Origin of the sequence: Escherichia sp. E13S3 (assembly GCF_004212325.1) — a bacterium.
Taxonomy (GTDB): domain Bacteria; phylum Pseudomonadota; class Gammaproteobacteria; order Enterobacterales; family Enterobacteriaceae; genus Escherichia.
Genome location: NZ_RHJR01000003.1, coordinates 381855 through 395469 on the forward strand (window position 1 = coordinate 381855; position 13615 = coordinate 395469).

13 protein-coding genes are annotated in these 13615 nt (G+C 51.9%); 4 read left to right on the plus strand and 9 right to left on the minus strand.

Going from position 1 to position 13615, the window contains the following annotated elements:
• Nucleotides 1-524 precede the first annotated feature (524 nt).
• Both nrdD and nrdG read left to right on the plus strand, forming a co-directional pair.
• Complete coding sequence (nrdD, locus tag D9597_RS04655) at nt 525-2663, plus strand: anaerobic ribonucleoside-triphosphate reductase (RefSeq protein ID WP_130216657.1); 2139 nt, start codon at nt 525-527, stop codon at nt 2661-2663.
• Nucleotides 2664-2959: 296 nt separating this feature from the next.
• A complete protein-coding gene (gene nrdG, locus D9597_RS04660; RefSeq protein WP_130221743.1) occupies nt 2960-3424 on the plus strand; it encodes an anaerobic ribonucleoside-triphosphate reductase-activating protein in 465 nt (154 codons plus the stop codon).
• On the opposite strand, the gene D9597_RS04665 is transcribed toward nrdG, so the two are convergent.
• The 4 genes from D9597_RS04665 to pmbA form a co-directional block, all read right to left on the minus strand.
• A complete protein-coding gene (locus D9597_RS04665; protein ID WP_130221744.1) occupies nt 3425-3715 on the minus strand; it encodes a type II toxin-antitoxin system RelE/ParE family toxin in 291 nt (96 codons plus the stop codon).
• The gene (locus D9597_RS04670; protein WP_000212715.1) at nt 3705-3947 is read right to left on the minus strand and encodes a type II toxin-antitoxin system RelB/DinJ family antitoxin; all 243 of its coding nucleotides are present in this window, start codon (nt 3945-3947) and stop codon (nt 3705-3707) included. The genes D9597_RS04665 and D9597_RS04670 overlap by 11 nt, the downstream gene beginning before the upstream one ends.
• Nucleotides 3948-4138: 191 nt before the next feature.
• The gene (cybC, locus tag D9597_RS04680; RefSeq protein ID WP_130221745.1) at nt 4139-4525 is read right to left on the minus strand and encodes a cytochrome b562; all 387 of its coding nucleotides are present in this window, start codon (nt 4523-4525) and stop codon (nt 4139-4141) included.
• 183 nt (nt 4526-4708) lie between these two features.
• Nucleotides 4709-6061 (minus strand): metalloprotease PmbA, encoded by a 1353-nt coding sequence (gene pmbA / locus D9597_RS04685; protein WP_001162191.1) that lies wholly within the window; start codon nt 6059-6061, stop codon nt 4709-4711.
• A 94-nt stretch (nt 6062-6155) separates the two neighbouring features.
• Here pmbA and yjgA point away from each other — a divergent pair, with 94 nt between their 5' ends.
• Nucleotides 6156-6707, plus strand: coding sequence for a ribosome biogenesis factor YjgA (gene yjgA / locus D9597_RS04690; RefSeq protein WP_000166270.1), 552 nt, complete (start codon nt 6156-6158; stop codon nt 6705-6707).
• A gap of 160 nt (nt 6708-6867) precedes the next feature.
• On the opposite strand, the gene mpl is transcribed toward yjgA, so the two are convergent.
• Nucleotides 6868-8247: a UDP-N-acetylmuramate:L-alanyl-gamma-D-glutamyl-meso-diaminopimelate ligase gene (mpl, locus tag D9597_RS04695; RefSeq protein ID WP_130221746.1), complete on the minus strand. Its 1380-nt coding sequence runs from the start codon at nt 8245-8247 to the stop codon at nt 6868-6870.
• Nucleotides 8248-8422: 175 nt separating this feature from the next.
• On the opposite strand from mpl, the gene fbp reads away from it, so the two are divergent.
• Nucleotides 8423-9421: a class 1 fructose-bisphosphatase gene (gene fbp, locus D9597_RS04700; RefSeq protein WP_000853753.1), complete on the plus strand. Its 999-nt coding sequence runs from the start codon at nt 8423-8425 to the stop codon at nt 9419-9421.
• Between the two features lie 39 nt (nt 9422-9460).
• On the opposite strand, the gene D9597_RS04705 is transcribed toward fbp, so the two are convergent.
• Genes D9597_RS04705 through ytfR form a run of 4 tightly spaced genes read right to left on the minus strand, consistent with a single transcriptional unit; the run spans nt 9461 to nt 13533 of the window.
• Nucleotides 9461-9976, minus strand: a complete 516-nt coding sequence (locus tag D9597_RS04705; RefSeq protein WP_130221747.1) for a DUF2569 domain-containing protein — start codon at nt 9974-9976, stop codon at nt 9461-9463.
• Nucleotides 9977-10003: 27 nt separating this feature from the next.
• On the minus strand, nt 10004-11008 hold the full coding sequence (yjfF, locus tag D9597_RS04710; protein ID WP_130221748.1) for a galactofuranose ABC transporter, permease protein YjfF: 1005 nt from the start codon (nt 11006-11008) through the stop codon (nt 10004-10006).
• Nucleotides 10995-12017: a galactofuranose ABC transporter, ATP-binding protein YtfT gene (gene ytfT, locus D9597_RS04715; RefSeq protein ID WP_130221749.1), complete on the minus strand. Its 1023-nt coding sequence runs from the start codon at nt 12015-12017 to the stop codon at nt 10995-10997. The genes yjfF and ytfT overlap by 14 nt, the downstream gene beginning before the upstream one ends.
• 13 nt (nt 12018-12030) lie before the next feature.
• Nucleotides 12031-13533: a galactofuranose ABC transporter, ATP-binding protein YtfR gene (gene ytfR, locus D9597_RS04720; protein ID WP_130221750.1), complete on the minus strand. Its 1503-nt coding sequence runs from the start codon at nt 13531-13533 to the stop codon at nt 12031-12033.
• Nucleotides 13534-13615: the final 82 nt, after the last annotated feature.

The following is a 13615-nucleotide window of genomic DNA, read 5'->3' on the forward strand; positions in this document are numbered from 1 at the left end:
TACCAGATTTATCCAAAGAGTGTTCAGAACACTACTGGCAGCTTCTGATGTATAGCTTTGAAGAAACCTAACCACAACTCTGTGCCACGACATTACGGTCTTTTGAGGTTGTCTGGTGGTTTCAGAGATAATCCTTCTCCAGACCATGCTAAAGCGAGTATTTCCGGGGACTTACCGGGTAGTATATTGTTTTTGTTGATTTTATAACCAGAAAATCATCAAAAAATTTACACATCGCTCTAGCGCCCGCCATCCGTACTCTCTGCTTTTTACTTTGAGCTAAATCAAAAAAAACGCAAACATCCTTAATGCAAAGCACTATATATAGACTTTAAAATGCATCTCAACCCAATATGTTGTATCCATCGTCTAAACTTGCAACAAGATACACGTCAACGAAGCCGACACAATTGTGGATAAAGCGAATTGGGATTGCAGTAAATCCCCGTAACAAGAGCTGAATAAACCGGGGCGCACTTCCCAACTTTCTGTGGATAACCTGTTCTTAAAAATATGGAGCGATCATGACACCGCATGTGATGAAACGAGACGGCTGCAAAGTGCCGTTTAAATCAGAGCGCATCAAAGAAGCTATTCTGCGTGCAGCTAAAGCAGCGGAAGTCGATGATGCAGATTATTGTGCCACTGTTGCCGCTATCGTCAGCGAGCAAATGCAGGGGCGTAACCAGGTAGATATCAACGAAATCCAGACCGCTGTTGAAAACCAACTGATGTCTGGCCCGTACAAACAACTGGCCCGCGCATATATTGAGTACCGTCACGATCGCGACATTGAACGTGAAAAACGCGGTCGTCTGAACCAGGAGATCCGTGGCCTGGTCGAGCAGACTAATTCCTCGCTGCTCAATGAAAACGCGAATAAAGACAGTAAAGTCATTCCGACCCAGCGTGACCTGCTGGCCGGGATTGTTGCGAAACACTATGCACGTCAGCACCTGCTGCCGCGTGACGTGGTGCAGGCACATGAACGTGGTGATATCCACTACCACGATCTCGATTACTCGCCGTTCTTCCCAATGTTCAACTGCATGTTGATCGACCTGAAAGGCATGCTGACGCAAGGCTTTAAGATGGGGAATGCCGAGATTGAACCGCCGAAGTCGATCTCTACAGCTACCGCAGTAACTGCGCAAATTATTGCTCAGGTCGCCAGCCATATTTATGGTGGCACCACCATTAACCGTATCGACGAAGTTCTGGCGCCGTTTGTCACCGCCAGCTACAACAAGCACCGTAAAACTGCGGAAGAGTGGAGCATTCCTGACGTCGACGGTTACGCTAACTCTCGTACCATCAAAGAGTGCTACGACGCATTCCAGTCGCTGGAATATGAAGTAAATACCCTGCACACCGCCAACGGTCAGACGCCGTTTGTGACCTTTGGCTTTGGTCTGGGTACCAGCTGGGAATCGCGCCTGATTCAGGAATCTATCCTGCGTAACCGTATCGCGGGCCTGGGTAAAAACCGTAAAACCGCCGTGTTCCCGAAACTGGTGTTCGCAATTCGCGATGGCCTGAACCATAAAGTGGGCGATCCGAACTACGACATCAAACAACTGGCGCTGGAGTGCGCGAGCAAGCGCATGTATCCGGATATCCTGAACTACGATCAGGTAGTGAAAGTCACCGGTTCGTTTAAAACCCCGATGGGCTGCCGCAGCTTCCTCGGCGTGTGGGAAGACGAAAACGGTGAGCAGATCCACGATGGTCGTAACAACCTCGGCGTGATCAGCCTGAACCTGCCGCGCATTGCTCTGGAAGCGAAAGGCGATGAAGCCACCTTCTGGAAGCTGCTGGATGAACGTCTGGTGCTGGCGCGTAAGGCACTGATGACCCGTATCGCCCGCCTGGAAGGCGTGAAAGCGCGCGTAGCGCCGATCCTCTATATGGAAGGTGCCTGCGGCGTACGTCTGAATGCAGACGATGACGTGTCTGAAATCTTCAAAAATGGTCGAGCGTCTATCTCGCTGGGTTACATCGGTATCCACGAAACCATTAACGCGCTGTTCGGCGGCGAGCATGTTTACGACAACGAGCAGCTGCGTGCGAAAGGTATTGCGATTGTTGAACGTCTGCGTCAGGCGGTGGATCAGTGGAAAGAAGAAACCGGCTACGGTTTCAGCCTCTACAGTACGCCGAGTGAGAACCTGTGCGACCGCTTCTGCCGTCTCGATACCGCCGAGTTTGGCGTGGTGCCGGGCGTGACCGATAAAGGTTACTACACCAACAGTTTCCACCTTGATGTGGAGAAGAAGGTGAACCCGTACGACAAGATCGACTTTGAAGCGCCTTACCCGCCGCTGGCGAACGGTGGTTTCATTTGCTACGGCGAGTATCCAAACATTCAGCACAACCTGAAGGCGCTGGAAGATGTCTGGGATTACAGCTATCAGCATGTGCCGTATTACGGCACCAACACGCCGATCGATGAATGCTACGAATGTGGCTTTACCGGCGAGTTTGAGTGCACCAGCAAAGGCTTCACTTGTCCGAAATGTGGTAACCATGACACCTCCCGTGTGTCGGTAACTCGCCGCGTGTGCGGATATTTAGGTAGTCCGGATGCGCGTCCGTTTAACGCCGGCAAGCAGGAAGAAGTTAAGCGCCGCGTTAAACATTTAGGAAATGGGCAGATCGGTTGATCTCCACGCTGCGTTAAGCAAATGCCGGATGTGATGTGAAAGCGCCGCATCCGGCCTACAAATTCCAGACTGTAGCAACGGCTGTAGGCCCGATAAGACGCGACAGCGTCGCATCAGGCATTGATTGCCGGATGCGGTGTAAACGCCTTATCCGGCCTACAAATCCTACAAATTCCAGACTGTAGCAACGGCTGTAGGCCTGATAAGACGCGACAGCGTCGCATCAGTTATTGATTGCCGGATGTGGCGTAAACGCCTTATCCGGCCTACACGCGGACTGATAAGCCAGGCGAAATATGAACTTCCATCAATACTATCCTGTCGACATCGTCAACGGCCCCGGCACTCGTTGCACCCTGTTTGTCTCCGGGTGTGTTCATGAATGCCCCGGTTGCTATAACAAAAGCACCTGGCGGGTAAATTCCGGTCTGCCATTTACCAAAGAAATGGAAGACCAGATCATCAACGATCTGAACGACACTCGCATCAAACGCCAGGGCATTTCCCTCTCCGGCGGCGATCCGCTGCATCCGCAAAACGTGCCGGATATTCTGAAACTGGTACAACGCATTCGTGCCGAATGTCCGGGTAAAGACATCTGGGTGTGGACAGGGTATAAACTCGACGAACTCAACGCTGCACAAATGCAGGTTGTTGATTTGATCAACGTGCTGGTTGATGGCAAATTTATGCAGGATTTAAAAGACCCTTCCCTGATCTGGCGCGGCAGCAGCAACCAGGTGGTACACTATTTGCGTTAATCACTCTTCCAGCCGTTTATCCGCATCTTCATAAACGGCTGAGTTCTCTCTCTTACCAATAGCTATCAACAACACGAGCAACTCTTTATCGTTAACCTGATAAACCAGGCGATATCCCAGAGTGCGAAGCTTAATTTTGTAGCAGTCCGGTAAATCCCGCAGTTTAGCCGATGGATTGCGCGGCCTTTTCAGCACATCCTCAAGCTTTTTTTTAAATTGTTCCCGGACTGTCACGCCCAGTTTTTGCCACTCTTTCAGCGCTCGCGGATCAAAGGCCAGCTCATAGTTCATCCAGTCGGACCTTAATGGCCTCTTGTGGGTTGGCCAGTCGTTCCCTGACAGTGCGTAACAAGGCTTCTTCACTATCACTGACAGTGAGCGTTTTTACCGGCATTCGCCCATTTTCCGCAACGTACTGAAACAGCAGCCGCACTGCTTCAGTAGGCGTAATATTTAATTTTTCCAGCACCGCATAAGCCTCATTTTTCAGTTTGTCATCCAGACGGACGTTAAGTGTGGCCATTATGCCTCCGGTAATTATGAAAAGTGTAATGCATTATAGCATTACATATGCATTACATTCATTTCTGGAAAACGCCTCGCAAAAATGGCGGCGACACGCAGAAATATGCCGTAGTGAAGAGAGATTTGGCGGTGATTTTACGAAGGGAGAAGAGATCATTGGGCAGCGACGTTTCACCGCCCAATGAGGAATTAACGATACTTCTTGTGATATGAATTGCGGGTCGTTTTCAGTTGCTCTGCGGCAGCCTGCGCTTCTTTGACTTTACCTTCGTTTGCCAGCTTCAGCGCGTCGTCAATCTGACCAACCAGAATGTCGAAACCGTGACGGAAGTCTTTCATTTCCGGGCTGTCTGCCGATTTGCCTTCCAGCTTCGGCGGCGTTGCTTTTTGCGCATCCAGCGCTGCGGCGCGCATCTTCGTTAACGCGTCTTTGACTTGCGCCGCGTTATCCGCTTTTTCGACCACTTTTAAATTGTCGTTGAGGGTTTCCATATTGTCTTCCAGCTCAGCGGCAAACGACACCGAACTGAATACCAACGAGGAGACTGCAAGAATAGCTAACAGGCTTTTACGCATTGCTCACTTCCTTTTTTATTTACACTTCATCCTTCACACTGCCTCATCGACGGCTACGCTCATTCGCCCGAGTCACGTACTACGAGTACACTCCCCGGCCCTCATTCACTTTCCGTCTCGATGCAGTGCGAATGATTTTGTGTAATTTTTTAGTTTATAGCGCGGCAGGTCGCGCCAGTTTTTTTACTGTCCGGCGATTTTCATCTCCGGCAACAGCACAGAACCACACTGTATATTACTGCGTGTTTCAATATCGTTACCGACGGTGACAATATTGCGCCACATATCTTTTAAATTACCTGCGATGGTGATTTCGCTAACCGGATACTGAATTTCGCCGTTTTCTACCCAGAAGCCCGCCGCACCACGGGAATAATCACCGGTAATTGCACTCACGCCCTGGCCCATCAATTCCGTCACCACCAGCCCAGTGCCCATCTCTTTGAGCATCTGCTCGAAGCTTAGACCTTGTCCGGCAATGCGCCAGTTGTGAATACCGCCCGCATGTCCGGTGCTTTTCAGCCCCAGTTTGCGCGCCGAGTAGCTGGTCAGCAGCCACTGAGTCAGGATGCCATCTTTAATAATGTCGCGACGTTCGGTACGAACACCTTCGCTGTCGAATGGCGTAGATGCCAGCCCTTTCAGCAGATGCGGATGCTCTTCAATGGTCAGCCAGTCTGGCAGAATTTGTTTACCCAGCGAGTCGAGCAGGAAGGTGGATTTACGGTAGACCGCACCACCCGCTATCGCCCCAACCAGATGCCCAAAAAGCCCGGTTGCCACTTCATTGGCAAAAATGACCGGCGCTTTCATGGTGGAGAGTTTACGCGGCGACAGACGCGATAAAGTACGGCGAGCGCAGTCGGCCCCGACCCACTCTGGCGTTTGTAGATCGCTCATCGCGCGGCCAATGGTGTAGGCATAATCACGCTCCATATCGCCATTTTCTTCGGCAATCACGCAACTGGAGAGCGAATGACGCGTTGAGCAGTAGCCTTGCAACATACCGTGGCTATTACCGAAAACTTTGACACCGTAGTGGCTGTTAAAACTGCCGCCTTCGGTATTGGTAATGCGTTTATCCGCCTGTAATGCCGCCTGTTCAGCACGGGCCGCCAGTTCAATGGCTTCGTCCGGAGAAACTTCTGCGGGGTGGAACAAGTCAAGATCCGGCGCGTCGAAAGCCAGCAGTTCTTTGTCTGCCACGCCTGCATACGGATCTGGCGAAGTGTAACGCGCAATATCCAGCGCCGCCTGTACGGTGCGGGCAATGGCCTGCGGGCTTAAATCGGTGGATGATGCGCTACCTTTGCGGTTCTGGTGATAAACGGTTATCCCCAGCGCGCCATCGCTATTGAATTCGACATTCTCCACTTCACCATAGCGCGTGCTAACGCTAATGCCGGTGGTCTTGCTGACGGCAACTTCCGCACCGTCCGATTTGCCTGAGGCCAACTCCAGCGCAGTCGAAACTGCTTCTTCCAGAATCTTGCGCTGCGCTTCAACTTGAGAGATTACTTTCATTGCAAGTGCCATAATGTAGAGAGTTTCTCTGAAGTCTAACAGAGAACCGTTTTTCAGTGCGCATCTTAACTGGTAACATTAGCCTCTTTTTTTTAAGGAGCCTGACATGACTAAGCAGCCCGAAGACTGGCTCGACGACGTTCCCGGTGATGACATCGAAGACGAAGACGATGAAATTATCTGGGTCAGTAAAAGTGAAATTAAACGTGACGCCGAGGAGCTAAAACGCCTGGGCGCAGAAATTGTTGATCTGGGGAAAAACGCGCTGGATAAGATCCCGTTAGATGCGGATCTGCGTGCGGCTATTGAGTTAGCCCAGCGTATTAAGATGGAAGGTCGCCGCCGCCAGTTGCAGCTCATTGGTAAAATGCTGCGCCAACGCGATGTAGAGCCTATCCGTCAGGCGCTGGATAAGCTGAAAAACCGCCACAACCAGCAGGTGGTGTTGTTCCATAAACTGGAAAACCTGCGCGATCGTCTGATCGATCAAGGGGATGATGCTATCGCTGAAGTATTGAATCTGTGGCCAGATGCCGATCGTCAGCAGCTGCGAACTCTGATCCGCAACGCGAAGAAAGAGAAAGAAGGGAATAAGCCGCCGAAATCCGCACGCCAGATTTTCCAGTATCTGCGCGAGCTGGCAGAGAACGAAGGGTAATTTTCGTTGTTGATGTGAGTATGGTTTGCCGGATGCAGAGCACCGCCAGATCTGTAGGCCTGATAAGACGCGTCAAGCGTCGCATCAGGCGCTATGCTCAAATGCCGGATGCGGCGTGAACGCCTTATCAGGCCTACAAAAGTAGGCCTGATAAAACGTCTCAGGATTGCTGCGCAACTTCCGCTTTCTTCGCCAGACCATCCAGCAGTTTCTGATGGATCCCACCAAAACCGCCGTTGCTCATCACCAGAATATGGTCGCCAGGCTGAGCGGTTTTCACCACCATTTCTGCCAGTGCATCAACATCTCCACTCCAGTGCGCAGGCTGAATACATGCTTCTGCCACTTCTGCTACCTGCCACGGAATATGTGACGGTTGCAGCAGGAAGACTTCATCGGCACGACCTAGTGACGGTGCCAAATCATCTTTGCAGACTCCCATCTTCATGGTGTTGGAACGCGGCTCAAGCACGGCAATAATACGCGCCGTACCGCCAACTTTGCCGCGCAGCGCCGCCAGCGTTGCCAGAATTGCCGTTGGGTGATGGGCAAAATCGTCATACACCGTCACGCCGTTAGCTTCGCCACGCAGTTCCAGGCGGCGACGGGCATTGATAAACAATCCCAGCGCGTTAGCAGCATCAGCCGGTGCGATGCCAACATGACGGGCCGCAGCAATCGCCATCAAACCATTGTGCATATTATGTTCGCCCACCAGCGACCATTTCACTTCGCCCACTTTTTCGCCATCCAGCAAGACTTCCCATTCGGAAGCGTCAGTGGTCAGCTTTTTCGCCTGCCAGTGACCTTGCTCGCCCACCAGCTCCTGCTCACTCCAGCAACCCATCGCCAGGGTTTGTTTCAGGTTGATGTCGTTTTCCGGCCAGATAATACGCCCCTGACCAGGAACAATACGCACCAGATGGTGGAATTGTTTCTGAATCGCTTTCAGGTCGTCGAAGATATCGGCGTGGTCGAACTCAAGGTTGTTGAGGATCAGCGTTCGCGGGCAGTAATGAACAAACTTAGAACGTTTGTCGAAGAAGGCGCAGTCATACTCGTCTGCTTCGATAACAAAGAAGTCGCTTTCGCCCAGGCGCGCAGAAACGTCAAAGTTCCCCGGTACTCCACCGATCACAAAACCTGGTTTATAGCCGCACTGTTCCAGAATCCAGGTCGCCATTCCCGCCGTGGTGGTTTTACCGTGTGTACCAGCAACGGCCAGCACCCAGCGGTCGCGCAGCACAAAATCGTGCAACCACTGCGGACCTGACATATATGGAATGTTTTTTTCCAGTACCGCTTCCACACACGGATTTCCACGGGTCATGGCGTTGCCAATAATCACCAGATCTGGCTGAGGATCGAGCTGGTTGGCATCATAACCCTGAATCAGTTCAATGCCTTGCTTCTCAAGTAAGGTGCTCATCGGCGGATACACATTGGCGTCCGACCCCGTTACTTCATGGCCCAACTGACGCGCCAGAATCGCCAGACCGCCCATAAACGTGCCACAAATTCCTAATATATGAATGCGCATACGTCACTATCCTTTTTTAATCTACCGTTCATTTTACGCATATGTCGGGCAACAGAGAAACGCATTTCAGGATAATCCGTAATTTGCTGGCGCGATTCACCTGAGCGCAACATTGAGATTATTTGTTAAGATTATTGCGGTCGCTTTACTCCATAAACATTGCAGGGAAAGTTTTATGAAAACGTTAGGTGAATTTATTGTCGAAAAGCAGCACGAGTTTTCTCATGCTACCGGTGAGCTCACTGCTTTGCTATCGGCAATAAAACTGGGCGCCAAGATTATTCATCGCGATATCAACAAAGCTGGACTGGTTGATATCCTGGGTGCCAGCGGTGCTGAGAACGTGCAGGGCGAGGTTCAACAAAAACTCGACTTGTTCGCTAATGAAAAACTGAAAGCCGCACTGAAAGCACGCGATATTGTTGCGGGCATTGCATCCGAAGAAGAAGATGAGATTGTCGTCTTTGAAGGTTGTGAACACGCAAAATACGTTGTGCTGATGGATCCGCTGGATGGCTCGTCCAACATCGATGTTAACGTCTCTGTCGGTACCATTTTCTCCATTTACCGTCGCGTTACACCGGTCGGCACGCCGGTAACTGAAGAAGATTTCCTCCAGCCTGGTAACAAACAGGTTGCTGCAGGTTACGTGGTATACGGCTCCTCTACCATGCTGGTTTACACCACCGGATGCGGTGTTCACGCCTTTACTTACGATCCTTCGCTCGGCGTTTTCTGCCTGTGCCAGGAACGGATGCGCTTCCCGGAGAAAGGAAAAACCTACTCTATCAACGAAGGGAACTACATTAAGTTTCCGAACGGGGTGAAGAAGTACATTAAATTCTGCCAGGAAGAAGATAAATCTACCAACCGTCCGTATACCTCACGTTATATCGGCTCGCTGGTCGCGGATTTCCACCGTAATCTGCTGAAAGGCGGTATTTATCTCTACCCAAGCACTGCCAGCCACCCGGACGGTAAACTGCGTTTGCTGTATGAGTGCAACCCGATGGCATTCCTGGCGGAACAAGCGGGCGGTAAAGCGAGCGATGGCAAAGAGCGTATTCTGGATATCATCCCGGAAACCCTGCACCAGCGTCGTTCGTTCTTCGTCGGCAACGACCATATGGTTGAAGATGTCGAACGCTTTATCCGTGAGTTCCCGGACGCGTAATGGTCTAAAAACGCCGGATGGTTCCGGCGTTTTTGCGTTTTAATTAACAAAAGTTAATTTGACTCGTTTAGAGACACGGAAATAGGGAATCCAGATCGCCATATGAATGATATTTTTCAGCACACCCCATGCGTCTAAAGGCTCAATTGTGGCATGAAGAAACTGTACTGCTCCCCAAATATCAGCAACATTAAATACGAAGAGAGACAGAAGAAGGGCAATATAGTAGTGCGGAAGCTGGCGTTTCTTTTTAAAAAACAAAAAAGTAGTATAACTTACCAACAGAAATACCATGGCAAATCCAACCACTTCCAGATACAGCAGAGTTCTGAGCGGTTCTTCCTGATTGCCCTGAACAAGCCCCCATGTTTGTATAAAAGAATAGATGCTCGAAATAATCACCAGCACTAAAGAAATAGCAGGTAAATACAACCAACCGCCAATTCCCGTAAGTTTTTTATCCGCACAACTTTTACAATAATCGTCCGGTGGTAAAACAGCCACACCACAGTTTTTGCATGTTGTACTTAAATCCTCGCCTTCCTTTGCCCACATAAAAATATCCTTATATATCAGTTAAATTTATTCTTTTAGTCTAATTTCCGGACTCACTCTTATTACTGGCGAACTCTGACGATTCTCCCACAACACCGTTAACCCACGCTGTAAGGCAATAAAAATGAATAACAAAATGCCGATGGCGATTTTCGTCCACCATGAGCTCAGCGTGCCGTCAAAGTTTATGTAAGTCTGGATCAGTCCCTGAATCGCCACACCAAAAAGCGTCCCTAATACCGTTCCAACGCCACCGCTCAAAAGTGTACCGCCAATCACCACCGACGCGATAGCGTCCAGTTCCACACCTACACCCGCCAGGGCGTATCCGGCCTGGGTATAAATCGAGAAGACAATTCCTGCCAGTGTCGCCAATCCGGTAGAGAGCATATAAATGCGAATAGTAGTGCTGCGAGTGGAAATTCCCATCAGGTTTGCCGACGTTGCGTTGCCGCCAATGGCGTATACCTGATTACCAAAACGCGTACGATGCGCGAGGAATATGCCGATAACCACCACCGCCAGCATCAGCAGCCCCATCGCGCTTAAGCGACCACCGCCGGGGATTTTCCACGCCAGGCTTGAAAGCGTGTCATAAATTGGATGGTTTATCGGGATCGACTCTTCCGAAACGAGATAGCTGACGCCGCGCAAAAAGAACATTCCCGCCAGGGTAATGATGAACGCCGGGATCTTCAGAGCGTCGATCAGAAGCCCCATAAATGCGCCGAAGGCACAGCCCATCACCAGCACCAGTGGAAACGCCAGCAGCGGCGAGAGGCCGAAATCGCCAATCACTTTTGCCAGAAACACGCCAGTAAAGGCGATCACCGAACCGACGGAGAGATCGATCCCGCCGGAGAGGATCACAAAGGTCATGCCGACGGCGATGATGCCAAGAAAGGCATTATCGGTCAGGATATTGCAGATCACGCGCGTGGAAGCAAAGCCGGGAAACTGCGTCAGGCAGTAGAGATAGCCCAGCACAAAGACGCCGATGGTGATCATCAGTGGCAAGTTACGTTTTATCACGGCTACGCACTCCTTTAATCAGACTGATAAAGCGTTGCGACTGGACAATCAGCACGCAAAGCACCACCACCGCTTTCACCACCTGGTTCATCTCTGGCGGGAAGCCCGAAAGTAAAATTCCGGTGTTCATTCCCTGAATAATCAGCGCCCCCACCACTGAGAGCAGCAGGTTAAAGCGCCCGCCCATCAGCGATCCGCCACCGATGACCACCGCAAGAATGGCATCCAGCTCCAGCCATAACCCGGCGTTATTGGCGTCGGCACCGCGAATATCCGCCGCCACGATAATGCCCGCAATCGCCGCACACAGCCCGCTCAATACGTAGGTGAGCATGACGATGATTCGTGTGTTGACTCCGGCATTTTTTGCCGCACGAATGTTGATGCCAACGGCTTCAATAAACATCCCCAGTGCCGTTTTGCGGGTCAACAGCCAGAACAGGAGAAGCGTCAACACAGCGATAATGACCGGCGTAGGCAGGAACAATAGCGATCCGCTGCCGAACCATGAGAGATCCGGCGAGTTGAACGTGACGATCTGCCCGGAGGTGATCAATTGAGCCACACCGCGCCCGGCAACCATCAGGATCAGGGTGGCAACAAACGGCTGAATTTTGAGGATCGCCACCAGTATGCCGTTCCACAATCCAGCCAGAATGCCGGTACCCAGGGCGCTTAACAAAACAATTGGCAGGCTGAACCCCGCGACCGTCATCGCAGCCGTTGTGGCTCCGGCGATGGCCATCACCGCCCCTACGGAGAGATCAATCCCACCCGTAGCGATCACCAGCGTCATGCCAATCGCCAGTAACGCAACCGGGGCGGCGCGATTAAGAATGTCGATAGGGCTACCGAACAAACGCCCATCCTGAAGCACCACCTGCCAGAAATGCGGGGCCACCAGGCTATCGACCACCAGCACCAACAATAGCGCCACCAACTGCGGCATCCCCGTCGGCCAGCGAAAGCGCTTTTTCGGCGGCGTAGTGTCCGGGAGAGATTGAGGCATCACACTGATCTCCTTACGCCGCAATGGCGTTCATGATCGCCGGAACGGAAAGCTCTGCCAGCGGGATCTCCGCCACCTGTTTGCGATCGCGCATGATAATCACCCGATCGGCATAGCCCACCAGTTCTTCCAGTTCGGAGGAGATCACCAGCAGCGCCAGACCGTCAGCGCACAGCGTTTCTATCAGGCGAATGATCTCGGCATGGGCGCCAACATCAATGCCACGCGTTGGCTCATCGAGGATCAGAAATTGCGGACGAGTCAGCAGCCAGCGTGAGAGCAACACTTTTTGCTGATTGCCGCCGGAGAGAAATTCAATCGGTTGTTCGCTGGAAGGAGTACGAATGCCCAGCTGACGGATAAAGCGTTCGGCAATCTCTTGCTGTTCTTTACGGGAAATCGGCCGTAGCCAGCCGCGCTGGGCCTGGAGAGCGAGGATGATATTTTCCCGCACCGAGGCGGCGGCGATGATGCCATCGGTTTTCCTGTCTTCCGGGCAAAAACCGATGCCCAGTACCGAAGCCTGATGTGGCGATCGCAGGGGTTGCGGTTTGCCTTTGATCAGCGCCGTGCCGCTATCGGCTGGTTTGATACCGAAGATCACTTCGGCGGTTTCTGTCCGCCCTGATCCCAGCAGACCTGCCAGCCCGACGATCTCGCCGGGGCGTACTTCCAGATCAAACGGCGCGATCGTTCCTTTCTTGCCGTAATCTTTAAACGCTGCAACAGGATTGTCACTAAGCAATGTTCTTCCGGCACGCTGTAGCGCATGAGTATCCAGCTCACGCCCCAGCATCATTTTCACCAGTTCGATTTGTGGCAGCTCGCGGGTTTCCCGACAGCCAACAAAGCTGCCGTTGCGTAAGACGGTGATCCGATCGCTGACCTGATAGACCTGATCGAGAAAGTGAGTAACGAAGATCAGGCTGACGCCGCGATCGCGCAGCTGGCGCATCAGGCCAAACAGCAACTCTACTTCCTGAGTGTCGAGACTGGCGGTGGGTTCATCGAGGATTAGCACTTTGGCGGAGAGATCGATGGCCCGACAAATGGCGACGATTTGCTGCATCGCGACTGAAAAGCGGTTGAGCGGTTCGCGCACGTCGAGGGAGAAACCGTAAGATGCCATCAGTTCGGTGGCGCGCTTTTCCATCTCTTTACGGCGTAGCAGGCCGAAACGCTTAGGTTCGCGGCCGATGAATAGATTATCAGCGACCGACATATTGGGTAGCAGGTTAACTTCCTGATAGACGGTGCCGATGCCGAGCTGCTGTGCGTGGGCGGTGTTTTTCGGTGAAATAACCTGACCTTCCAGCCAGATGGTGCCGCGATCGGCATGGTAAACGCCGGTAAGTGCTTTGATTAACGTTGATTTACCAGCTCCGTTTTCACCGAGTAGCGCCATGATTTCACCACGGCGCAGGCTGAAATCAACGTTATCTAACGCTTTGACGCCAGGGAAAAATTTGCTTAATCCTTCGGTGCGGAGGATTTCCTGGTGTTGGTCGGTCGTCATGGTTTCCCCCGAAGTAAAGCGTGCTCCAGCCAGGCATGATAAGACGCGCCAGCGTCGCATCAGCCACCAGTGCACAACTGCC

Excerpts from the sequence above, each read along its gene's own strand:
- nrdD (WP_130216657.1), top strand. The coding sequence starts at position 525 with ATGACACCGCATGTGATGAAACGAGACGGCTGCAAAGTGCCGTTTAAA.
- nrdG (WP_130221743.1), top strand. The coding sequence starts at position 2,960 with ATGAACTTCCATCAATACTATCCTGTCGACATCGTCAACGGCCCCGGC.
- D9597_RS04665 (WP_130221744.1), bottom strand. The coding sequence starts at position 3,715 with ATGAACTATGAGCTGGCCTTTGATCCGCGAGCGCTGAAAGAGTGGCAA.
- D9597_RS04670 (WP_000212715.1), bottom strand. The coding sequence starts at position 3,947 with ATGGCCACACTTAACGTCCGTCTGGATGACAAACTGAAAAATGAGGCT.
- cybC (WP_130221745.1), bottom strand. The coding sequence starts at position 4,525 with ATGCGTAAAAGCCTGTTAGCTATTCTTGCAGTCTCCTCGTTGGTATTC.
- pmbA (WP_001162191.1), bottom strand. The coding sequence starts at position 6,061 with ATGGCACTTGCAATGAAAGTAATCTCTCAAGTTGAAGCGCAGCGCAAG.
- yjgA (WP_000166270.1), top strand. The coding sequence starts at position 6,156 with ATGACTAAGCAGCCCGAAGACTGGCTCGACGACGTTCCCGGTGATGAC.
- mpl (WP_130221746.1), bottom strand. The coding sequence starts at position 8,247 with ATGCGCATTCATATATTAGGAATTTGTGGCACGTTTATGGGCGGTCTG.
- fbp (WP_000853753.1), top strand. The coding sequence starts at position 8,423 with ATGAAAACGTTAGGTGAATTTATTGTCGAAAAGCAGCACGAGTTTTCT.
- D9597_RS04705 (WP_130221747.1), bottom strand. The coding sequence starts at position 9,976 with ATGTGGGCAAAGGAAGGCGAGGATTTAAGTACAACATGCAAAAACTGT.
- ytfT (WP_130221749.1), bottom strand. The coding sequence starts at position 12,017 with ATGCCTCAATCTCTCCCGGACACTACGCCGCCGAAAAAGCGCTTTCGC.
- ytfR (WP_130221750.1), bottom strand. The coding sequence starts at position 13,533 with ATGACGACCGACCAACACCAGGAAATCCTCCGCACCGAAGGATTAAGC.